General features: G+C 44.4%; 18 protein-coding genes. 16 read left to right on the top strand and 2 right to left on the bottom strand.

Annotation, left to right across the window (positions count from 1 at the left end; all coding sequences use genetic code 11):
• Window positions 1-96 precede the first annotated feature (96 nt).
• The 8 genes from der (at window position 97) to D1614_RS06720 (ending at window position 8,329) form a co-directional block, all read left to right on the top strand.
• Window positions 97-1,407, top strand: a complete 1,311-nt coding sequence (gene der, locus D1614_RS06755; protein ID WP_119437134.1) for a ribosome biogenesis GTPase Der — start codon at window positions 97-99, stop codon at window positions 1,405-1,407.
• Between the two features lie 135 nt (window positions 1,408-1,542).
• On the top strand, window positions 1,543-2,607 hold the full coding sequence (gene corA / locus D1614_RS06750) for a magnesium/cobalt transporter CorA (protein ID WP_119437133.1): 1,065 nt from the start codon (window positions 1,543-1,545) through the stop codon (window positions 2,605-2,607).
• 139 nt (window positions 2,608-2,746) lie between these two features.
• On the top strand, window positions 2,747-3,055 hold the full coding sequence (locus D1614_RS06745) for a putative quinol monooxygenase (RefSeq protein ID WP_119437132.1): 309 nt from the start codon (window positions 2,747-2,749) through the stop codon (window positions 3,053-3,055).
• 46 nt (window positions 3,056-3,101) lie between these two features.
• Window positions 3,102-4,250, top strand: coding sequence for an iron-containing alcohol dehydrogenase (locus D1614_RS06740; protein ID WP_119437131.1), 1,149 nt, complete (start codon window positions 3,102-3,104; stop codon window positions 4,248-4,250).
• 93 nt (window positions 4,251-4,343) lie between these two features.
• Window positions 4,344-4,652 carry a hypothetical protein gene (locus D1614_RS06735; RefSeq protein ID WP_119437130.1) on the top strand — a complete coding sequence of 103 codons (309 nt, stop codon included), beginning with the start codon at window positions 4,344-4,346 and terminating at the stop codon, window positions 4,650-4,652.
• A gap of 45 nt (window positions 4,653-4,697) precedes the next feature.
• Window positions 4,698-6,557 carry a DNA mismatch repair endonuclease MutL gene (gene mutL / locus D1614_RS06730; protein ID WP_119437129.1) on the top strand — a complete coding sequence of 620 codons (1,860 nt, stop codon included), beginning with the start codon at window positions 4,698-4,700 and terminating at the stop codon, window positions 6,555-6,557.
• Between the two features lie 152 nt (window positions 6,558-6,709).
• Window positions 6,710-7,432, top strand: a complete 723-nt coding sequence (locus tag D1614_RS06725; RefSeq protein WP_119437128.1) for a rhomboid family intramembrane serine protease — start codon at window positions 6,710-6,712, stop codon at window positions 7,430-7,432.
• 15 nt (window positions 7,433-7,447) lie between these two features.
• On the top strand, window positions 7,448-8,329 hold the full coding sequence (locus D1614_RS06720; protein ID WP_119437127.1) for a rhomboid family protein: 882 nt from the start codon (window positions 7,448-7,450) through the stop codon (window positions 8,327-8,329).
• A gap of 45 nt (window positions 8,330-8,374) precedes the next feature.
• Here the strand turns inward: D1614_RS06720 and D1614_RS06715 are convergent, their stop codons facing one another.
• Window positions 8,375-9,301: a YihY/virulence factor BrkB family protein gene (locus D1614_RS06715; RefSeq protein WP_119437126.1), complete on the bottom strand. Its 927-nt coding sequence runs from the start codon at window positions 9,299-9,301 to the stop codon at window positions 8,375-8,377.
• 12 nt (window positions 9,302-9,313) lie between these two features.
• On the bottom strand, window positions 9,314-9,715 hold the full coding sequence (locus D1614_RS06710; protein WP_119437125.1) for a DUF4783 domain-containing protein: 402 nt from the start codon (window positions 9,713-9,715) through the stop codon (window positions 9,314-9,316).
• Between the two features lie 195 nt (window positions 9,716-9,910).
• Between D1614_RS06710 and rlmH the strand changes: the two genes are divergently transcribed.
• The 8 genes from rlmH to D1614_RS06670 all read left to right on the top strand — a co-directional run bounded on the left by rlmH (window position 9,911) and on the right by D1614_RS06670 (window position 22,344).
• On the top strand, window positions 9,911-10,384 hold the full coding sequence (rlmH, locus tag D1614_RS06705; RefSeq protein WP_119437428.1) for a 23S rRNA (pseudouridine(1915)-N(3))-methyltransferase RlmH: 474 nt from the start codon (window positions 9,911-9,913) through the stop codon (window positions 10,382-10,384).
• A gap of 1 nt (window position 10,385) precedes the next feature.
• Window positions 10,386-14,084 (top strand): sensor histidine kinase, encoded by a 3,699-nt coding sequence (locus D1614_RS06700; RefSeq protein ID WP_119437124.1) that lies wholly within the window; start codon window positions 10,386-10,388, stop codon window positions 14,082-14,084.
• Window positions 14,085-14,101: 17 nt separating this feature from the next.
• The gene (locus D1614_RS06695) at window positions 14,102-14,500 is read left to right on the top strand and encodes a phosphoribosyltransferase (protein WP_119437123.1); all 399 of its coding nucleotides are present in this window, start codon (window positions 14,102-14,104) and stop codon (window positions 14,498-14,500) included.
• 288 nt (window positions 14,501-14,788) lie between these two features.
• Complete coding sequence (locus D1614_RS06690) at window positions 14,789-17,080, top strand: patatin-like phospholipase family protein (RefSeq protein ID WP_119437122.1); 2,292 nt, start codon at window positions 14,789-14,791, stop codon at window positions 17,078-17,080.
• Between the two features lie 143 nt (window positions 17,081-17,223).
• Window positions 17,224-18,129: a TIM barrel protein gene (locus D1614_RS06685; RefSeq protein WP_119437121.1), complete on the top strand. Its 906-nt coding sequence runs from the start codon at window positions 17,224-17,226 to the stop codon at window positions 18,127-18,129.
• Window positions 18,130-18,309: 180 nt separating this feature from the next.
• Window positions 18,310-20,013 carry a glycoside hydrolase family 9 protein gene (locus D1614_RS06680; RefSeq protein WP_119437120.1) on the top strand — a complete coding sequence of 568 codons (1,704 nt, stop codon included), beginning with the start codon at window positions 18,310-18,312 and terminating at the stop codon, window positions 20,011-20,013.
• 226 nt (window positions 20,014-20,239) lie between these two features.
• Window positions 20,240-20,815 (top strand): TetR/AcrR family transcriptional regulator, encoded by a 576-nt coding sequence (locus tag D1614_RS06675; RefSeq protein ID WP_119437119.1) that lies wholly within the window; start codon window positions 20,240-20,242, stop codon window positions 20,813-20,815.
• 5 nt (window positions 20,816-20,820) lie between these two features.
• Window positions 20,821-22,344 carry a TolC family protein gene (locus tag D1614_RS06670; RefSeq protein ID WP_119437118.1) on the top strand — a complete coding sequence of 508 codons (1,524 nt, stop codon included), beginning with the start codon at window positions 20,821-20,823 and terminating at the stop codon, window positions 22,342-22,344.
• The last annotated feature ends 6 nt before the right edge of the window (window positions 22,345-22,350 follow it).

The raw sequence follows: 22,350 nt of genomic DNA, 5'->3' as shown, positions 1-22,350 counted from the left end.
TTTTAGTAGTGAGTATTTAGTAGTGAGTAATGAGAATTTCTTGTTAGGCAATAACAGGAAACACCGGACTTTGGTCCTTAAACAAAGAAGAAAGAAATGAGCAGCAAAATAGCAGCAATTGTAGGAAGACCCAACGTTGGAAAATCCACGCTTTTTAACCGTTTGATTGAACAGCGTAAAGCCATCGTGGATGAGACGGCCGGTGTAACCCGCGACCGGAATTATGGGAAAAGCCAGTGGAACGGCGTTGAATTTTCGGTAATCGATACAGGTGGTTACGTGGTAAATTCGGATGATGTGTTTGAAGCGGAGATCAACAAACAGGTGCACCTGGCGATTGATGAGGCGGACGTGATAATGTTTGTAGTTGATGTTGAATCCGGGATAACCGATCTTGATGACGCCGTCGCAAACATCCTTCGCAGAAGTAAAAAAGAAGTAGTGCTGGTGGTTAACAAAGTGGACAACAACCAGCGTATCCTCGATGCACAGGAATTTTATGGTTTGGGTTTGGGTGAGATCTTTTGTATTTCATCCATGACCGGCAGTGGTACAGGCGATATGCTTGATGTACTGGTGGATAAACTTCCCAAAACATCGGATGCGGATGAGGAGCATGAGTTACCTCACTTGTCGGTGGTTGGAAGGCCGAATGTGGGGAAATCATCTTTTATCAATGCATTGACCGGGGAAAACCGCAACATTGTGACCGATGTGGCCGGGACTACCCGCGATTCCATTCATACCCGCTACAATAAATTTGGGCACGATTTTATGATCGTCGATACCGCCGGGTTGCGGAAGAAGGGAAAAGTGAATGAAGATCTTGAGTTTTACTCGGTGTTGCGCTCGGTTCGCACCATCGAAAGCTCGGATGTGTGTTTGCTGATTCTTGATGCCACCCGTGGAGTGGAGGCTCAGGATGTGAATATTTTCAACCTGATTGTTCGCAATAAAAAAGGGGTTGTGGTGCTGGTAAACAAGTGGGATTTGATTGAGAAGGATACGCATTCAACCAAAAAGTTTGCCGAACAAATCCAGGAACGTTTTGCCCCGTTTACCGATGTTCCGATCATTTTTATTTCGGCACTTACCAAGCAGCGTGTGCACAAAGCGCTCGAAACAGCCATGGAAGTGTACGAAAACCGGAAGCAGCGTATCAAAACTTCGGAATTGAACGAAGTATTGCTGGGCGCTGTCGAAAATTACGGGCCACCCGCTGTAAAAGGTAAGTTTGTCAAAATTAAGTATTGTACGCAGTTGCCATCGCCAACGCCAACGTTTGCCTTGTTTGCCAACCTGCCGCAGTACATTCGCGAACCCTACAAACGCTATATCGAGAATCAGTTGCGCGATAATTTTAACTTTACCGGCGTACCGATTCAGATCTTTTTCCGCCAAAAATAGGAATAGAACCTTCAAAGAAAGATACAAAGCTCCATTTGAACAATGCGTTTCGAATGGAGTTTTTTTGTTAGCAGGTGTTAAGGGGTAAATTGTATTAACTTCTTTAAATAGTATCTTTAGGGAAACATTCAGGTAATGGCACGATTTTTAAAAGACCGTTCAAAGGCAAAGGGATTGGTACCGGGTTCGCTGGTGCTGATCGGTAAGCAAAAGATGGAGAAGTCCATCATACAATTCATGCAGATTGATACGGATAGTTTGGTGGAAGAAGAAGTGGGCAGCACCCGCGAAGCACTGGAGAAACTAAACCCGGAGGCTGTAAACTGGATCAATATATACGGGATACACGACCTGGATATGATTCAAAACCTGGGCTCGGAGTTTGAACTTCCGGGGCTTTTGCTTGAAGATATTCTGAATACCGACCAGCAGCCGAAATACGAAAACGGGGAGACTTACGATGCTTTTATCATGAAAATGATGCACCAGGTCGGGAACTCAAACCGGATTCATGCCGAGCAAATCACCATCATTCTTCGGAAAGACTGTATCATTACTTTGCAGGAGCGGAGGGGAGATGTGTTTAACCCGGTGCGCGAGCGGATTCGGAAAAACAAAGGCCGGATTCGTAGCCATGGGAATGATTACCTCGCGTATGCACTAATGGATACAATTGTTGATAATTATACCATCCTGATTGAAAGCATCGGAACAAAGGTGGAAGACCTTGAAGACCGGCTGTTCCGGCAAATGGATACAAAAATTGTGGAAGAGATCTATCAGTTCAAAACCGAATTGAATTACCTGCGCAAATCAATCCGGCCGGTCCGCGATTTTCTGGTCCTTCTCAATCGTACGGAAGACTCCTATATTCAGGAGAAGAACCGGAAATTTCTGGCCGACTTGTACGAACTGGCGGTGCAATGTACCGATGCCATCGAGCTATACAACAGTCTGGTTTCGGATCAGCTCAATATCTACAACTCCAATATGAGCAACAAAATGAACGAAGTGATGAAAACACTCACCATTTTTGCTTCCATCTTCATTCCGCTGACTTTTGTTGCCGGCATTTACGGAATGAATTTCAGGTACATGCCCGAGCTCGATTACAAATATTCTTACCCCATTCTTTGGGGAATAATCCTATTGCTGGCAGGTGGTTTGCTCTATTATTTCAAACGTAAAAAGTGGTTGTAATCAGTCGTTTTGAGCGCGAATTCTTTCTATTAAATTATGTTTGAAAAGGTTGAGTGTTTCAGGAAATATTTTCCAATTTTGTAGAGCCCGATGATTGTGCGTTGGGTGTTCAAGTGTCTGAAAATAAAAAAGCAAAGTTATGTACATCGTTCATGTTTTTGTTCATGTAAAAAAGGATTATGTAGAGGATTTTATGGAGGCTACTATCGAGAATGCAAAGAACAGTCTTTTGGAGCCGGGGGTTGCACGCTTCGATATTGTGCAACAACAAGACGACCCGACCCGCTTTGTTCTCGTGGAAGTTTACCGGCACTACGAGGATCCGGCACGGCATAAAATGACGGAACATTATCAGCGATGGCGCGAAACCGTTTCAGACATGATGGCCGAACCACGCACATCCTCTGTATTTTATAATGTTTTTCCGGAAGACGAAAGCTGGGAGTAATTTACAATAGTCCGAACAGCTGGATCTCCGGAAGTAAATTTTTTGTATGTCATTTAGTTTTTCATTTGCAACGGCGTCACAGGTTGTCTTTGGCAATCATGCCGTAAACAAGGTTCCGGACTTGATTTCGGGATATGGTACGAAAGTGTTGATTGTTACGGGAAAGAACCCGGAACGGGCAATAGCTTTGTCAGAAAAGCTTGTGCCTGGTACAGAGGTTTTTTTCTTTTCGGTTGAATCGGAGCCTACTACCCACCAGATAAACAAAGGTACAGAACTGGCTCGCAGTACAAAGTGTGAGGTGGTGCTTGCTTTGGGGGGCGGAAGTGTGATGGATGCCGGAAAAGCCATTGCGGCAATGGCCACCAATCCGGGAGATTTGATGGAATATCTGGAGGTGATCGGGCATGGAAAAGCCTTGACTCAGAAATCGTTGCCATGTATTGCGATTCCGACCACATCGGGGACGGGGGCCGAAGTCACTAAAAATTCGGTCATCAAATCACCTGAAAACAGTGTGAAGGTGAGTCTTCGGAGTAATTTTATGTATCCCGACGTGGCGGTGGTCGACCCGACACTGACTTACTCCATGTCGTCGGCTCTGACTGCGAGCACCGGCCTCGATGCCTTTACGCACCTGATGGAAACCTTTGTTTCGAATCAGGCCAATCCGTTTAATGATATGATTTGCCGGGAAGGAATGCAGCGCATTGCAAGGTCCCTGGCAAAAGCCTGTAAAAACGGGAACGATGAGGCTGCCAGAGCCGACATGTCGATGGCAAGTTTGCTGGGTGGAATGGCATTGGCGAATGTAAAACTGGGGGCAGTTCATGGTTTTGCCGCGCCAATGGGCGGGTTATTCCCGATCCCGCATGGTACGGTTTGTGCCAGCCTGATGGCCGCGGTAATGGAAACGAACATTGAGGCATTGAAAGAAAAAGGACACAGTGTTGCGAAATACGACGAACTGGCCCGGATCCTTACCGGTAGTGAACTGGCAAAGGCAGAAGATGCCGTGGTTTGGGCCGAAAATCTGATCACAGAATTAAATGTTCCGTCACTGGCAGCATTTGGCCTTACTCCGGACGATTTCCCGGGATTGGTGCAAAAAGCAAAAGCCGCCAGCAGCATGAAAGGGAATCCGCTAGAGTTAACCGACGAACAGTTAACCTGGATACTTGAGAAGTCGCTTTGATGCATTTTATCCGGTTTTCTTTCAGGATCAGGTGGGACCAATGGAATAATTTTTGCGGAATAAAGGTTATCTTTGTACATAAATTCTAAGACAATGATTGGCAGATTTTTTCATACACCCGGAACGAAGAAGTTCGGAATTACTCCACGTTTTTGGGATCCTGACAAGGAAGCTCGGGATGAACGCGAACGCAGGATAAAGGAGGAAATGGGAATTGTGGATGAAAAAGTAGATGACGGAAGACCTTATCGTCCAAACGTTAAGGGGCAGTTCCGTTCGCAGGGAGGACTTTCGCGCACCTCGGAAGATGCGCGCAGGTCGCAAAGCCGCCGGTTGATCTGGATCTTTCTGATTCTTGCACTGGTTCTTTACCTGTTTTTTTATTCTGACTTTTTAGGCTAATCAACTTGTTATACTACTCATTTTTAATCGAATAAAAATCTTACTTTGAGCGATATCATCCAGTTATTACCTGATGCAGTTGCCAACCAGATAGCTGCGGGCGAAGTCATTCAACGTCCGGCATCAGTGGTGAAAGAATTGGTAGAAAATGCACTCGATGCCGGGGCCACCGAAATTACCATCAACATAAAAGATGCAGGAAAAACCCTGATTCAGATCAGTGACAACGGATGTGGCATGTCGCCCACCGACGCCCGCATGGCTTTTGAGCGGCATGCTACCTCGAAAATAAAAAATGCCAACGATCTTTTTTGTATTCGCACCATGGGATTCAGGGGCGAAGCGCTGGCTTCGATTGCGGCCATTGCCGATGTGGAGCTGCGCACCAAAAAAGTGGAAGATGAACTGGGAACGTTTATCCATATTATTGGTTCCGAAGTAAAAACCCAGGAACCGGCCGGCGTAAACAATGGCACAAATTTTCTGATCAAAAACCTGTTTTTCAATGTTCCGGCCCGCCGGAAATTTTTGAAAGCCAATTCAACCGAATTAAAACATATTATCTGGGAAGTTCAGCGGGTGGCGCTGCCCAATCCCGGAATCCGCTTTTCGCTCATCCACAACGGAACACCGGTTTACGAACTCCCGGCGGCCAATTACCGCAAGCGGATCGTGGATGTGTTTGGGAAAAGTCTGGCACAGAGTCTGGTAAATGTCGACGAGGATACCAGCATTGTAAAGATCTTTGGGTTTATCGGGCAACCAAAATTTGCCCGGAAAACAATGGGAGAGCAGTTCTTTTTTGTGAACGGCAGGTTTATGCGGCACCCTTATTTTCATAAGGCAATAATGCAGGCCTACGAGCAATTGTTACCGCCCGATTCGTACCCTTCATATTTCTTGTTTCTGGAACTGGATCCGGGAAGTATCGATATCAACGTACATCCGACAAAGACGGAAATTAAGTTCGAGAACGAACGGGACATCTGGCCGATTGTTCATGCGGCCATACGCGAATCGCTCGGAAAACACAACGTGGTTCCGTCCATCGATTTCGACCAGAGCGGAAGTATCGATATTCCGGTGCCCAAACGCAGCGCCGAAGGAATCCGCTTTCCCGATATCAAGATCAATCCCGATTACAATCCGTTTGATACCGACAAACAGCATTCGGGAGGAAGTTATACGCCCTCTTCAACCACCACTTTTCGCGAGAAGAAGAACCTGGATAACTGGGAAGATTTGTACGAAGGAGTTCAACTAAAAATAAAGACAGAAAACGAGCCGGTTGCAGTAAGACAATCGGTTGACTTTTCGGAGGCGCGGGCCGAGCATTTTACCGGCAAAAAAGTGCTTCAACTTAAACAGCGTTATATTCTTACCCCGGTGAAATCGGGATTAATGGTGATTGACCAGCGGCGTGCTCACGAACGTATTTTGTTCGAGCAGTTTTTGGAAGTGCTGAAATCGGATTCGGTGGCCAGCCAGCAACAGCTTTTTCCGCAAACCATTGAGCTGAACCCGGCTGATGCTGCGGTGTTGAGATCGATTCTTGAAGATTTGCTGTCGCTGGGATTTGATATCCGGGAATTTGGAAAGGACACCTTTGTTATTAACGGAACTCCCGGGGTTTTGGATGTTACCTCTCCGGAATTGATTGTTGAAAAATTACTGGAAGAATATAAAAATTCGCCGGTAGATGCACGCACCAAGGCAAAAGAACAGATTGCCCTTTCGCTGGCAAAAGCTTCGGCGCTGAATTACGGAATCGACCTGAAGCAGGAGGAAGTGGATCATTTGATCGATAATCTTTTTGCCTGCTCCACGCCAAATTTTACCCCCGACGGGAAGAAAGTGCTGAACATCATTCCTCTTGAAGACATTGAAAAAGGTTTTTTAAGATGACAGATTGTCGCTATTTTCAGCGAATGATAAAATGGAACGGCTATTGTAAACTTCCAGCCTGAAATGAATGTTTAGTTTTTATAATAAAAAATCGGTAGTTTTTGAGACGGTTCTGTTCCGACTTCTAACTTCCGACTTCTAACTTTTGGAATATGAATTACAGACCTGCACTCAATATGCCACCAGTGGTAAAAAACCTAATCCTGGTAAACGCATTGTTTTTTCTTATGACGGTGGTGCTCGAGCAAGCCGGCATTGATTTGTACAAATACCTGGGTTTGTATTTTCCCGCATCCGATCATTTCAGGCTACACCAGTTGTTTACGCACATGTTTATGCACGGAAGCATCGGGCATATTTTCTTCAATATGTTTGCCTTGTATATGTTTGGGCGTGTGTTGGAAAGTGTTTGGGGACCCAAACGGTTTCTTACCTTTTACCTGGTAACAGGCCTGGGAGCGGCAGCCTTGCATACTTTTGTAAATTATCTTGAGTACCAGTCGGTGGTTTCAAAAATCGCTCCCGAACAGCTCGATTATTTTAAAGACCTGGCAATGCAGGGCAAGTACATTCCGAATACTCTTTCTGAAAAGCTGACAATGATTTTGAATACGCCAACTGTGGGTGCGTCGGGAGCTGTGTTTGGAATTTTGCTGGGCTTTGGAATGCTGTTCCCCAATACCGAGTTGATGCTGCTTTTTCCGCCCATCCCGATCAAAGCAAAGTATTTTGTGATTGGTTACGGAGTACTTGAGTTGATTCTGGGTATTTCACAACCCGGAAGTAATGTGGCTCACTTTGCGCACCTGGGAGGTATGTTGTTCGGGTATTTTATGATCCGGCACTGGAACAAGAATTCGAGGCATTTTTATTAAAAGCGAAAATACGAAGTGGACATTTGGGGCGACATAAAACGAACGTTTAAAGAAGGATCGGTATTAACCCGGCTGATCTACATCAATATCGGGGTTTTCCTGGTGTTAAAAATTATCGGGGTTGTGTTTTACCTCGCCGGACAACCTTTTTCACTTGTCGACTGGCTGGCGGTTCCTTCCGTAACCAGTGAGTTGCTGCACCGGCCCTGGACCCCGTTAACTTATATGTTTTTGCACGCGGGTTTTCTTCATCTGATATTTAACATACTAGGATTGTACTGGTTTGGGCAGTTGTTTCTTTATCATTTTGAAGGAAGCAAATTACTGAGTGTGTATTTGCTGGGAGGACTTATGGGGGCTGCTTTTTATATTGTGGCCTACAATGTGTTTCCTGCATTCGACTCTGTTTACGGACTGTTGCTGGGGGCTTCGGCATCCATTATGGCAGTTTTGGTAGCCGTTTCTTTTTACGATCCGAACCGGGAGATTTACTTGTTTTTTATTGGTAAGTTCCCTTTAAAATATGTGGCTGCATTTTATGTCTTGCTTTCAGTAATAGGAATTTCAACCTCCAATCCCGGGGGAAACATTGCCCATTTGGGAGGTGCCTTTTGGGGCTGGTTTTACATTTCCCAGCTGCGCCGCGGAAAAGATTGGGGAGCAGGTTTGGTTGATTTGATTGATCGTTTGGCTGAATTTCTAAAAGGTTCTTTTAAACCCAAAAGCCGAATGAAAGTAACGTACAAACAGCCACCCCGAAACGACCATGAATACGCACATCAACAACATCTGAAACAGGAGGAAATCAACCGGATTCTGGATAAAATCGGTAAATCGGGTTACGATAGCCTCACCAAAGAAGAAAAGGAGCTGTTGTTTAAGCAGGGGAGAAAGTAGTTCAGAGTTTAGTGTTCAGAGTTTTGGATAACTGATAAAGTAATCCTATTCTTCTAATGCAGAACGTGCCTGGTAAATACTGGCGTTTAGCTCGAACCCGATCAGCAAGATAAGCGACATCATGTACATTAGTAATAAAATGATCAGCAGTGTGCCAATTGATCCGTACAGTGCGTTGTACTGGCTGAAGTTATTGATGTAATAAGTAAAACCAATCAGCCCCAATATGCTTAAAACGGTTGTTAATGTACCTCCGGCAGAGATAAACCTCCATTTGGTTTTTTTTGCGGGTGCCATGTAGTATAAAAACGAGTAAGCAAAAAAGAACAACGAGACCGTAATAATCCATTTACTGATGGTTAGTAACACCACCAGAAAGTCGTCGCGGATAATGTTTATGCGGTCGAGGTATTTAATGAATTCCTGCCCGCCGGTTAACAAGGCAATCGCAACGGTTAGTAATACTGATAAAATAATTAACATGTAAATGGCGGTAACCCGCTGGCTCCACCACGATCGTCGCTGGATGCTGTGAATGGTGGCATCAAAAGCGCTCATCATAGCTGCGAGCCCGTTGGTCGCGAAAAACAAGGCTGCTAAAAAGTTTAGCCAAAGTCTGTCATTCCTTGGAATGGTGATTATCTCAATTAAAGTTTTTTCTATTGTAGTGAAGGTACTCGAAGGAACAATCTGCTTTATAAAAAGAAATAGTTCGTCCTGAAAATTAGGTATTTTTATATAAGGGATAAGTGTAAATAGGAAGATTATAAAAGGGAAGAGGGCAACAAAGAAAGAAAATGCGATGGCTGATGCACGGGTTGTTATTGAGCCGTCAACAATGCTTCTCCAGAAAAACAGTGCCACATCGTACAAGGGAACATCGTCAAACAAAGGAAGTGAGATCTTTTTTGCGCGTTCAACAATGTTCTCTCCTAACTTTTTTACCCGTTCAAAAGTTTGGTTTGTTCCCATACAACGGTGGGATTATTGTTTTTCAATTCGTAACTGGTGAATGTATTCTTTTGCATCCGTTTTTTTCAACAGAAAATAAACCCTGAAGTTTCCCTTTGTGGTTTGAAGTTTCCCGATAACGGATTTAGCTCCTTCTTTTCCACTGTTGTGGATCACTGTAAATGCATTTTCCATGACCGGGGGAAAACTATTAAAGAAACTGGCAACAATCTGTTCGGCCTGCGATTTACTGTAAACATTGTCGTTGTCCAGAACTACCAGCTCAACATTCGGGTTAAAAAAGCCGGAAAGGAGTTTTGAATCGCCGGTGTCAAAACTTTTTATGATATCGTTGGGTACCTGAGCCGTGGAAGTTAGCGTCAGTATTGAAAGAAAAAGAGTGATTATCAATGATATTTTTTTTGTTAACTGCATCTCGTTCTAATTTTTATATTGCATTCGCGTTGCAATCTTACAAAAACTATGCAAAAACAGGATTATACCCTTATTTTTACTGTAAATTTATAAAATTATATGTCAAGTGGGAGTTTACAGAGCTTAGTTATTGCATAAGATTTGCTCAATTTGATGCAACTTCGGAAGCTTTATCCCGGCAAATGTATTGGAACAATGAAGATTACCCTGTTGGTTATTGGTAAAACGGATGCAGCTTATTTGCGCGAAGGAATTGATATTTATCTAAAACGGCTAAAACATTACATTCCTTTTGAAATAGATGTAATCCCGGATATTAAAAAAGCCAGAAACCTGACGACAGACCTTCAAAAGCAAAAAGAAGGCGAGCTTATTTTGTCCAGGTTGGGGGCGGGCAAAGAGTTACATTTGTTTGATGAGGGAGGAAAATCCTATTCTTCCAGAGACTTTGCCCAATTGCTGGAACAGAAAATGTTAAGCAGTGTAAAAGAGCTTATTTTGGTAATAGGAGGGCCTTACGGTTTTTCGGATGAGGTGTATGAAAAGGCAAGCTCAAAAATTTCTTTGTCGAAGCTTACATTTTCGCATCAAATGGTGCGACTTTTGTGTGTGGAGCAAATTTACAGGGCATTTACCATTTTAAAGGGCGAACCATACCATCACGATTAAAATGTGGAAACTGAATAAATACACCTACCTTTTTGTCGCAATCTTTATTCTGATTACAGCTGCGGTTCTTGAAAACGGTTTGTTGAAACGACATCCCGAAACTGCTCTTATTCAGGAATTTCAGGATAAGCTTATTGAAAACGAAAAAGAGCTAAAAGACCGCGTTCATAATTTGGGTGAAAAACTGGCTACGCTGGAGTTTGAAGAAGTGGTGGACGAGTTTTTTCAGCAAAAGGAAACCAATATCCGCGAAACGGGTTTTGGATTTTTGGTGTATCAGAATTCAAATCTTGTTTTTTGGTCCGACCGTTCGATTGCCTTTTACGACAAACCGGATGAGTTGATCAATAAAAAGGCGGGTTTTGCAGAGCTGCCCAACGGTTATTACCTGCTTGATACAATGATCGTTAACGACTACCGGATTTACGGTTTGCAGCTGATCAAAAACAACTACACCTTCGAAAACAAGTACCTTCAAAACAACTTTTACAGCAGTTACAAGATCCCGAGCGACTATATCATTGACGAGCAACGAAACGACGATGCCTATGTGCTGTACGACTGCGAAGGTAATTTTCTGTTCTCGTTGTGGCCCTACGGAAAATATCTTTGTACCACCAACCAGCTGTATGCGCCCGGATTTATTTATTTATTGGGGCTGATCGTTTTGCTTATTTATTTCAGGCGGGAGTTTATTGCCACAAAAGCTTCGATTGTGCTGAAACTTTGTGCCCTGGCAGGTGCCCTCTTTGTTGTATATTGGATACATCTTTTATTTCGGGTTCCCAAAGTGTTTTATCACCTGAAGTTTTTTGGGCCCGATTTTTTTGCCATTAATTACTGGTTACCGTCGCTCGGCGATTATTTTTTACTGGCGGTATTTTTTCTTTTCTGGATTTACAATTTTGCACTCGACCTCAGGTTGAAGGAATTAAAAGAGAATTCAGCGCTTTCAGAAAAAGGGATAATCAGTTTGTTGCTGTTGTTTGCCGGATCGCTTTACCTGATGGTTCACTACCTGATCGGTGAGCTGATCAATAACTCCACCATTTCGTTTGCGTTGAATAAAATTACCGGAATTTCGTTTCAGAGTGTGCTGGGGATCTTCTCGGTGGGTTTGTTGCTGCTGGGGATCACTTTCTTTATCATACGCATTGTGGACGAAGCCAGAACCAGGATGCCGCTGAGGCAATTGTTTCTTTTTTCGCTGATCATTGCTTTGTTTCTGTCCGGAGTGCAGTGGCTGGCGGTTGGGCAGGTGTATTATTACGTGCTGATACTTTTTGTAGCCAGTACCATGCTCGCCAGTTTGTTAAGCGCAAGATACCTGGAAACCTTTACCCTGAGTTACCTGATTGTATTTGTGTCGCTGGTTTCGGTGTATTCACTGATGGTAATTAATCAGACGATCAGCAACAAAGAAAAGGGGCAACAGAAATGGCTGGCAGTAAAGCTGGTAACTGAACGCGATCCTGCCGCCGAGGTCTTTTTGGCCGAAATTCAGTCACGGATAAAAGAAGACCGTGCGATACAGAGTCTTTTGCTCCAGGGAGAAGATGTAGCCGAATACATCGAAAAATCATATTTCAACACTTATTTCCGGAAATACCTGCTAAATATTTATGTGTGTAACGATACTACCCAGTTAATTACGCAGCCCGATGATGTTATGGTAAAGTGTACCAGCTTTATGGATGAACTGATCGAAAATCAGGGCGTCGAGATTCCGGGAACCGATTTCTATTTTATGGACAACATGAACGGGCGGGTGTCTTATACAGGGCGTTTCAGGTACAATCTGGGCAAAGGCGTTGGGGTGGAAATATTCATTGACCTGGATTCAGATATTTTGTTTGAGGGCATTGGTTTTCCCGAGTTGCTGATCAATAAATCGATGGTGCTGTCGAATGTTTACAGGAAATTCTCGTATGCAAAATATTACGGAGGCGAACTGACGGATAAGTCGGGCGAATACAATTACAATTATTACGGGCATGTTTACCTGACTTCTGAAGATGAGTTTTCGTTTATCAGACAGGATAAGTACGAACACCTTGTTTTTCATACCCAGGAAAACAATTACGTGGTGGTTACCCGCGAACTCCTGACTTTTATCGACTACCTGATTGCTTTCCCGTATTTGTTTGTGTTTTATTTCCTTTTGTTGCTGTTTATCCTGGTGGTTGGCAACAACACACTTCGCGAACGCCGGTTTAGTTTTAACCTGAAATTTAAAATACAGGCGGCGATCATTTCCATTGTATTTGTTTCGTTGCTGGTGGTAGCCCTGGTAACCATCTTTTACAATGTAAAGCAGTTCAAAACAAAACACAGCGACGATCTTAACGAGAAAATGAAATCGATCGCCGAAGAGATTGACATGCGCCTGACGAATCAACGTGCCATTACCCCTGAACTGGCGTTGATGTTGCAAAGCGAGTTGATCAAATTGTCCAATATTTTCCGGACCGATATTAATATTTACGGAACAAACGGACGGTTGGTAGCCTCGTCACGTGCCGAGATTTTTGAACGGGGCCTGGTGTCGCCACGAATAAACTCGAGGGCCTATTACGAAGTGTTCTATAATTTCAAGATCAGCTATTTCCAGCCCGAAACCATTGGGACACTCTCGTATTTGTCAGCCTATCGTCCGTTGTTAAACGACTGGAACGATTACCTTGGCTTTATAAACCTGCCTTATTTCATCAAGCAGGATTCCTACAGTCAGGAAATTTCCACTTACATCGTGGCCTTTATCAATTTGTACGTACTGCTGTTCTTGGCCAGTATTATTGCCGCTGTATTTATTGCAAATCAGATTACAAGGCCGCTGGTTCTGATCCAGGAAAACCTGCAGAAAATGCAGTTGGGGAAACGAAACGAACCAATATCGTACAGCCGTCAGGATGAAATTGGCAGCCTGGTGAAAGAATACAACAAAAAGGTGGATGACCTGGCCATCAGTGCCGAGTTGCTTGCCCGTTCGGAACGCGAGTCGGCGTGGCGCGAAATGGCCAAGCAAATTGCACACGAGATAAAGAACCCGCTTACCCCGATGAAGCTGAACATCCAGTATTTGCAACGGGCGAAAGGGAAAGACGAAGACTACAACAAACACCTCGACCGTGTAACCAGCATATTGATTGAGCAAATTGATAACCTCTCGAATATTGCTACCGAGTTCTCCAATTTTGCGAAGATTCCGACGGCGAGCAACCAGGTATTCAAACTGGCCGAGCAGTTGCAGAAGATGATTGATCTGTATGAAACCTACAACCAGGCAGAGATTGTTTTCCATACCAACGGATACGATTATATTGAAGTGAATGCCGATAAGGAACAGTTGTCGCGGGCGATTATTAACCTCATCCGAAATGCTATACAATCCATTCCCGATAACCGGAAAGGGAAAATAAGCATGGAGCTTACCCGGAGGGAAGATATGGCTGTGATAGCTATCACGGATAACGGTGCAGGTATCCCGGTCGAACTCCGGCACAAGCTTTTTACCCCAAGTTTTACTACCAAGACAAGTGGTATGGGGCTGGGCCTGGCCATTGTAAAGAACATTGTAGAAAATTTCTCAGGAAAGATATGGTTTGAAACAGAAATCGGAAAAGGAACCACCTTTTACATCGAGATTCCGATCAGTCAAAAAGGCTCAGACCATCACCTGAAAAGAACAAAACGGGTTTAATTAGAAGAGATTAGGATATGGTGCCACTTTCATTTAAAGAGATCACAAAACGGTTGAAGACCATCGATTTTCCACCGGTTGATATTGTTGTCGGGATCGGAACCGGGGGAGTTCCGGCAGCTACCATGGTGGCTTATCATTTGGATGCCGAGTTACAGGTGCTCACGATGAACTACCGTGACGAACAGAACAATCCGCGGTACGAAGCTCCTGTAGTCCTGGCTCAACCCAATTGGCAACTGCAAGGAAAGCGTATTCTTTTGGTGGATGATGTGTCGGTAAGTGGAAAAACGATGAATGCCGCCCTGGAATTGCTAAAAGGCCTTGATGTAAAAACCTGCGCCATGAAAGGGAAAGCTGATTTTGTGTTGTTTCCCGAGGTGAAAGATTGTGTTAAGTGGCCCTGGAAACCCTGATGGATCTATTTTCCGCTTTTGGCACTCTACCTGTTTCTCAACTAATTGTAACGTGGGAATGTCGGTAGTCGGAGTTGGCAACTCGCGCTGTTATGTTTTTCTTGTGAACATATAGTCGAATTAGTTGAGCTGATTTCAGGGGCAATTGTTTGTTTGAAATCTTCAATACAAGGATAAAGTGTCCTTATTTTGCTATAATTTAGTTGTGCAAAAAATCAGCAAACAGGATTCATCCGGATGGCTGCTGGTAAACCTTGCACCGCCGGAAAATGTCTATTCTTTTGAGCTATGAAAATAAAATTCGATTACTTTCTTAAAATATTGGTACCGGCAATATTGTTGCTTGTCCCTTTTTGGGGGAATTCGCAGTCGGTAGAAGAATCGGCAACCAGGAAGCCAAAGATTGGGTTGGTATTGAGTGGTGGCGGAGCCAAAGGACTGGCGCATATCGGGGTAATCAAAGTGCTGGAAGAAGCTGGTATCAGGCCCGATTTTATTACAGGTACAAGTATGGGAAGCATAATCGGTGCCTTGTATGCATCGGGTTACACCGTTGAGGAGCTTACAGAGATCAATAAAAATGTAGACTGGAACAACCTGCTCACCGATAAGGAGATTCTTCAGAAGGTGAGTATGGAAGAAAAAAAGGAAACACAGAAATATATTTTCGAAATCCCGATCAGCGACAACCAAATCAGACTGCCTGCCGGGATGATTGAGGGACAGCACCTGGAAGCCTATTTCTCGGAGCTGCTGTGGCCACTCACATCGGAAGAGGATTTTGATGAGCTTCCGATTCCTTTTCACTGCATGTCGGTTGACATAATATCGGGGAAAGTTGTTGAGCACAGTTCGGGCGACCTGGTCGAGGCTATTCGCGCCAGTATGGCCATTCCCACGGTGTTTACGCCTGTTGATATGGATTCGATGCTGTTGGTGGATGGAGGCGTTGCGCGTAACTTTCCGGTTCAGGAGGCCATTGACATGGGGGCGGATATCATTATTGGAGTGTATGTTGGTTTTCCGGAAGAAGTAACCAAGTCCGAACTCTGTACCATGCCCGAAATTCTCTCGCGTTCCATTGCTTTGTCAGGAATTGTAGATGCCCGTCAGCAAAACGAGAAAGTGGATATTTTGATTGTTCCTGAGCTGTACAATTATGGCTCGGAAGATTTTACCAATGGGCCGGTAATTCAGCAATTGGGAGAAATAACAGCACGCGAAAAACTGGATGAACTAAAAGCACTGGCCGACAGCCTGAACCTTCAGCTTAAACCTGTGAAAAGGATCAGGCAGCCACGTAGAATAAAAGTGGCGGGAATTGAAGTGGAAGGCCTTGAGTTTGTCGGGAAGGATTACATTGAATCCAAATCAGGAATCGAACCCGGTGATTCGGTTTCGTACAACGATGTTCGCGAGGCGATCGAATACATGCACGGATCGCCGTATTTTGATAAGATTACTTTTTCGCTCAAAAAAGGCCCGGATAACAACGACTACATCCTTGTTTTTCATGTGAAAGAAAACCCGCGGGTTATGTTCAAGTTCACACCGAATTACGACAACGATATGGGAGTAGGGCTGGTCACCAACTTTACCCTCCTGAATGTGGTAATGCCTTCGTCGCGCCTACTGTTTACAGCACATATTTCAGAGAATCCGGCGCTTCGTATCGAAATGAGCAAGCTCTTGGGGCGGCAGCAAAAGTTCTCCAATCATTATTTTTTCAATTTAAGCGACTATAAGCACCCCATGTTTATTGGTGGCAATGAGCTGGGAAATTACAAGTATTTTTCGCTCGAAGGTGGGTATGGAATTCATTATTCTCCGGGCTTGAACCATATTCTGGGAGTAAATGGAATGTTTAGATACAATCGGATTTCCCCGATGGAGGATTTGAAAACTATTTATGATGAGGCAGGATTTTCCCGGCATGCTACCAAAGAGTGGGGCTATAAATTCTTTTATCGTTTGAATACAACTGACGACCTGTATTTTCCAAGCAAAGGAGTAAGGATGAACCTTTCTTTATCGCATGTTTTGAGTGCAAAAGTTAAGCGGACCGGCGAACTGCATGGAGAGGGGGTTGATTATGTCTTGTCGGAGCACGATGGATTGTATGCTTCGGTATTGGCCGATTACGATTGGTACAAAACAACGGCTGATTTTTTAACTTTCGGGTTGGGGCTGAATGCCGGGTTTAATACGGACAATCCCGGTGTGGGTGGTATGTTTTTGTTGGGAGGAGAACGCTTTAATACCCGTGATATTTACCGGGATATGGCTGGTTTTAGTACGGCTGAGTTATTTACGTACAACTTTGCTTTTGCCAAGGCTGAGTTAAATGCCCGCATCGTTAAAGGGCTTTATTTGTCGGCAAGCGTTAATGCAGGCAATATCAACGACAAGTTTGGAGATTTGGTCACCGACTTTACCGACAAATCTGTGGCTGATTATATATGGGGCTATAACTTCGGGGTAAAGTATAATTCGCTTATTGGGCCGATGCAGTTTCTTATTGGAGATAACAACCTCGATTCAAAAACGCGTTTTTTCTTAAGTGTGGGCTTCCCGTTTTAGTGCTTCTTTATGTTTGAGAAGTATTCGAAAGGCATATAGTTAAAAATTAGGTGAGTATTTTCGTTTAGTGACGGGAATCTATTATTTTTAGTGCGCTTACACAAAAATCACAGGTAAACGAAAATCCATTAAAATTATATGAAATGAAAAATAGAAGAGACTTCCTTAAAATTTCTGCTGCCGGAGCGGTTGGTGCAATGGTGCTGGGCCCGGTTGCATGTACTACGGCTGTTACGCCCGATAAAAAAAGCTTTGGAGTGGGTTTGCAGTTATACACCATTCGCGATGCAATGGCGGCCGATGTGGTAGGTTCGCTGCAAAAAGTATCGGATATGGGGTATAAAAACCTGGAATTGGCTGGTTATTCCAACGGCAAATTCTACGGATACGAACCTGCCGAGTTTAAGAAAATTGTGGAAGACAAAGGCATGCAGATTATCAGCAGCCACACACAGGTAGAAGCAGCTGGTATAACCATGGAAAACGCCCGTAAAATGGCGGACGACCATGCAGCGCTGGGTGTAAAATATTGTGTACAGCCCTGGGTAAACGACGAAGATCGCAACATTGAAACCTACAAACGGATGATTGCCGATTGGAACCAGGTGGCGTCTGTAATGAAGGAAGTGGGAATTCAGTTTGGCTACCACAATCATAATTTTGAATTTGCGAACATGGATGGAGTGGTTCCCTACTACGATATTTTTATGCCCGAAATGGATAACGGTTTGATTACCATGGAACTCGATTTATATTGGGCTACCAAGGCCGGTCAGGATCCGGTGGAAATGTTCGACAAGTATCCGGGACGCTTCCAGTTACTGCATTTCAAAGATATGGCCAAACAGACCGATCCTTATTTTGACGTCGTAAAAGACGACATTACTTCTGTGGGGGCTGGCTTGATCGATTTCAACCGGATTTATGCTGCCCGAGAAAAGGCTGGCATGAAGTACCTTTTTGTTGAAGACGACAACCAGGGCAACGGTTTACCTTTTGAAGGAATTGAAACAAGCATCACTAATCTTACTACCAAAATTTTGGTGTAAAGTAGATTTTGAAAAATAATGGGGAACCGGTTTCATTTGAAGCCGGTTTTTTTGTGTCGTAAAGCAGGGGTTGATAAAATTGCGAAGGAACTTGGTAGTTGACTTAAAATAAACTAAGTTCAAACAAGTTTCCGGTTTCGGAACTTTTCATAAAAACCAAAATTTATACAACAGAATCATATGAAGGTACAAGCGCCTATAAAAGTGTTTCTTGCAGCTTGCGTGCTTTTGCTGGCCGGCTGTGGTGGTAAAAAAGAAGTTCAAACTCCTTCCGGTAATATTCTGATTAACCAGGTGGGGTACATAACTACGTCTGCCAAATTAGCCTTGCTGCGCACTGGTTCTGATGATTTTCAGGTTAAAACAAAGGAAGGAAAAGTAGTTTTTGAAGGAGAGACCGGTCCCCTGGAATATTGGGAATTGTCGGGAGATACTGTTCAAGTAGCAGATTTTTCAGATTTGACCACTCCCGGAGACTACTTTTTATGTGCCGGTGAAGAAGTTTCCTATCCATTTAAAATTGCCGGTCGCTTGTACGGAGAATTGGCCGATGCCGCGCTCAAGTCTTATTATTTTGCACGTTGTGGTGTTGATCTGGAAAAAGCCTATGCCGGTAAATGGCACCGCAAAGCCGGGCATCCGGATACGACCGTATTGGTGCATGTTTCGGCAGTGGACGGTTACCGGCCCAAAGGAACCGTAATTTCATCGGCGGGCGGCTGGTACGATGCAGGCGACTTTGGAAAGTACATTGTGAACAGTGGAATAAGCACGTATACATTATTGCTGAGCAGCGAACTGAACAAAGCATACCATCAGTCACAAAACCTGAATATCCCCGAATCTGGAAACGAATTGCCCGATATTGTTGACGAAACCCTGGTGAACTTGAAATGGATGCTAAGCATGCAGGATCCCAACGATGGGGGAGTTTACCACAAGCTGACAACCAAGAATTTTGTGGGCTTTGTGATGCCTTCCGAAACAAACGATCAGAGGTATGTTGTTCATAAAACGACTGCTGCAGCCCTCGACTTTGCAGCAACGATGGCATTTGCGGCGCGCATTCTACCCGAATACAGTCTGATTGAATTGGCCGATGAAATGGCAGCAAGTGCGCAGAACGCCTGGCAGTGGGCGCTCCGGCATCCTGACGAGGTGTACGAACAACCGGAAGATATCAAAACCGGGGCTTACGGAGACAATAACTTAAGCGACGAGTGGTTTTGGGCAGCTGCTGAAATGTATCTTTTGACGAAAGATGCGCAATACCTCGAAAAGAGTAAGGAAAGCTATCAGCAACCAGGCACATCAACCTGGAGACAGGTAAATACGCTGGGAGTGATCTCGTTATTGACTTCCGAAAAGCGGGCTGAGTTCTCCGGGATGGAACAGGATTTTCTTGCGTATGCAGATCTTTTGCTGAGCAAGGAAGAAGAGTCGCCGTACGTTGTCAGCATCGACCGGTTTGCGTGGGGAAGTAACTCCGACGTGGTCAACGATGGCCTGGTAAAATTGATTGCCTTCCGTTTAACAGGAGATGAAAAGTATGTTGCATCTGCCAGAAACGACCTGGATTACATCCTCGGACGAAACGCGACGGGTTATTCATTTGTTACCGGCTTTGGTTCCAAATCGCCAATGCACCCGCACCAGCGAATTTCCTCTGCCGATGGGGTGGAAGATCCCATGCCGGGCTACCTGGTAGGAGGTCCGAATACAAACGTGTTTACCGACTGCGACCAGGATAAAGTGCAGCGAAGTCAGTTTCCGGCCCGTTCGTATGTGGACGAGGAGTGCAGTTATTCCACCAACGAAACAGCCATTAATTGGAATGCTCCCTTGGTATTCCTGGTTTCATCATTGGATGCGGTAGACCGGTAATTTTTGCGTTTGTTCAACAGTTTTTACTGAAAGATTGGGCGAGACTTTTGGGCTGGTTGGTTTCATCTGTGCGTTTACCATTATTTCCTTCCATCTGTTTTAAGCCATGTAACCGCCAATTTAAACGAATTATTAATTCAGCTTAAGTTTTTACCGACTGTAAAAGATTGTTTTTATTTTTGCATTCAATTAAATGAATGAACGTTCATTTATTAATTAATGCAAAATGGCCAGAATAACGGATCAGAAAAAAGTGCAGCGCTTGAAGCAATCGACCATGGAGTTGGTTGTGGAGAAAGGGTTTGGAGGAGCTTCGGTAGCTTTGATCAGTAAAGATGCCCAGGTTGCTTCGGGCTATTTTTATATGCATTACGCAGGTAAGTACGAGATGGTGAATGCCATTTTGCACGAGGTTTACCAGGAGGTTCTGGTTAAGTTTGATGACCTGGTAAATCACGGTTATTCGTTCTGGGAAACGGTGGAGAAGATTGTGTTGCATTTTATCGAGATTGCGAATACGGAGCCGGTTAAAATTAAATTTCTGTACGTTCTGACCAACGATTACAGTTTTGTGTTGGATAACCAGATTCGGGAAAATACGTATCGTATCATTAAACGACTTTTAGACATTGGCCTGAAATCAGAAAGTATCGATAAAAACATCTCTGAAGATGATTTGTACCTGATTATGATGGCTACCATTTTCCAGTACATTAACCAGCATTTCAAAAGAAACAAAACAAATATTCAGGAAAAAGAAACCAAACATTTATTGTATTTGATTCATAAGCTATTAAAGTGAGGACCATGAGAAGGAATAGTATTGCATTTTTTATGTGGGGGCTTGTTGTAATGTTTACCGCAAATGTTACCGCGCAAACAAAGCCTCCCCGTTTGATGAGTTTTGAAGAAGCTTATCAGATGATGGAGCAAAACAATCCCGGATTACTGCGGATGAAGGAGCAGGTAAAGCAAAAGGAATTTGAGCAAAAGGCAAAGCGTGGCCTGCATTTACCAACCGTTTCGCTGAATGCGCAGGCGGTTACCATGTCCGATCCGCTTCATTTGGACCTGACACCGGTACGCGATGCCATTGTGCCCTTGTACAATACCTTGGGTACTTACGGCGTTTTTTCGGGCGTACCCAACCCCGATCCCAACACCAACCAGGTTTTGCCTGTTTTACCCGATGATATAAGTACCCAGGCTGTACGGGAAAAGCTGCTCGAAGCCGGTCAGGTAGTGCAGAACGGAGATTGGGACCAGATGATTCAGGAGAAAAGTTTTGCTACGGTTTCCGCCGGTTTTGTATGGCCCATTTATGCCGGTAGTAAAATTCAGGGAGCCAACGAGGCAGCCGACGTAAATGTGGGGATCAGTAAAGAAGAAGTTCGGGTGGAGCAAGGCGCACTGCTTACGGAGTTGGTTCAGCGCTATTACGGACTGGAGCTGGGCCTGCAGGTGTTGAAAGTTCGGGAGCAGATGCTGAAAAGTATGGACAACCATTACCAGGATGCCCGGAAGATGTTTGACAACGGCATCATTGCCAAAGTGGAGCTTTTGCATGCCGAAGTTGCCCGGAACGAAGCCGAACGCGAATACAAACAGGCGGTGCGGAACCTGGACATTATCCGTTCGGGTTTGGCGGCAACACTGGCCAACGATTCGCTGGATGCTTTGACCCCCACCAGTCACTTATTTATTAATAAAGAACTGAGTGGGCTGGGAGAGTGGATTGCAAAAGCCAAACAGGAAAACCCGCTGCTAAAACAAATTCAGGGCAAAAAGGAATTGGTGAACATTCAGCACAAAGTGGAGAAGCGCGATTACTTACCGTCGGTGGCTGCAATGGGGAACTACAACCTGGTGGATAAAAATCTTTCACCTTACATGCCCGACTGGCTGGTGGGTGTTGGAATGAAATGGACCCTTTTTGACGGGATGGCCCGAAACAATAAAGTACATGCCAGCAAAACACTGCATAACCAGGTTGAATTTGCCGAACAAAAAGCACACAGCGACCTCGAAGCCTATTTAACAAAGTTGTACCAGGAGCTTCACATGCAAATGGAACAGAAAACAGAACTGGAAACCACGCTGGAATTGGCAAGCGAGTATGCCGCAAGCACCGAGAAAGCATTTAATGAAGGCTTTGCTACCTCTACTTCGGTGGTGGATGCGCATACAAAAGTGGCGCAGGTAAAAGCCTTTCGTTTAAAAGTGCTTTACGACTACGATGTGGCGCTGGCACGCTTTCTTCAGGCTGCCGGAACCCCCGAAGAGTTTACGTCGTATTGCCGTGGAGAGAACACCGTTTTGGAATCATTATAGAAAATA

This window comes from Maribellus luteus, assembly GCF_003576475.1.
GTDB lineage: Bacteria > Bacteroidota > Bacteroidia > Bacteroidales > Prolixibacteraceae > Draconibacterium > Draconibacterium luteum.
Note: the sequence above shows the minus strand (reverse complement) of the source record. Positions and strands in the feature narration are given on the sequence as shown.

Excerpts from the sequence above, each read along its gene's own strand:
- D1614_RS06725 (WP_119437128.1), top strand. The coding sequence starts at position 6,710 with ATGAATTACAGACCTGCACTCAATATGCCACCAGTGGTAAAAAACCTA.
- D1614_RS06740 (WP_119437131.1), top strand. The coding sequence starts at position 3,102 with ATGTCATTTAGTTTTTCATTTGCAACGGCGTCACAGGTTGTCTTTGGC.
- D1614_RS06735 (WP_119437130.1), top strand. The coding sequence starts at position 4,344 with ATGATTGGCAGATTTTTTCATACACCCGGAACGAAGAAGTTCGGAATT.
- D1614_RS06745 (WP_119437132.1), top strand. The coding sequence starts at position 2,747 with ATGTACATCGTTCATGTTTTTGTTCATGTAAAAAAGGATTATGTAGAG.
- rlmH (WP_119437428.1), top strand. The coding sequence starts at position 9,911 with ATGAAGATTACCCTGTTGGTTATTGGTAAAACGGATGCAGCTTATTTG.
- D1614_RS06690 (WP_119437122.1), top strand. The coding sequence starts at position 14,789 with ATGAAAATAAAATTCGATTACTTTCTTAAAATATTGGTACCGGCAATA.
- D1614_RS06675 (WP_119437119.1), top strand. The coding sequence starts at position 20,240 with ATGGCCAGAATAACGGATCAGAAAAAAGTGCAGCGCTTGAAGCAATCG.
- D1614_RS06680 (WP_119437120.1), top strand. The coding sequence starts at position 18,310 with ATGAAGGTACAAGCGCCTATAAAAGTGTTTCTTGCAGCTTGCGTGCTT.
- der (WP_119437134.1), top strand. The coding sequence starts at position 97 with ATGAGCAGCAAAATAGCAGCAATTGTAGGAAGACCCAACGTTGGAAAA.
- D1614_RS06695 (WP_119437123.1), top strand. The coding sequence starts at position 14,102 with ATGGTGCCACTTTCATTTAAAGAGATCACAAAACGGTTGAAGACCATC.
- D1614_RS06685 (WP_119437121.1), top strand. The coding sequence starts at position 17,224 with ATGAAAAATAGAAGAGACTTCCTTAAAATTTCTGCTGCCGGAGCGGTT.
- D1614_RS06670 (WP_119437118.1), top strand. The coding sequence starts at position 20,821 with ATGAGAAGGAATAGTATTGCATTTTTTATGTGGGGGCTTGTTGTAATG.
- D1614_RS06715 (WP_119437126.1), bottom strand. The coding sequence starts at position 9,301 with ATGGGAACAAACCAAACTTTTGAACGGGTAAAAAAGTTAGGAGAGAAC.
- D1614_RS06710 (WP_119437125.1), bottom strand. The coding sequence starts at position 9,715 with ATGCAGTTAACAAAAAAAATATCATTGATAATCACTCTTTTTCTTTCA.
- D1614_RS06700 (WP_119437124.1), top strand. The coding sequence starts at position 10,386 with ATGTGGAAACTGAATAAATACACCTACCTTTTTGTCGCAATCTTTATT.
- corA (WP_119437133.1), top strand. The coding sequence starts at position 1,543 with ATGGCACGATTTTTAAAAGACCGTTCAAAGGCAAAGGGATTGGTACCG.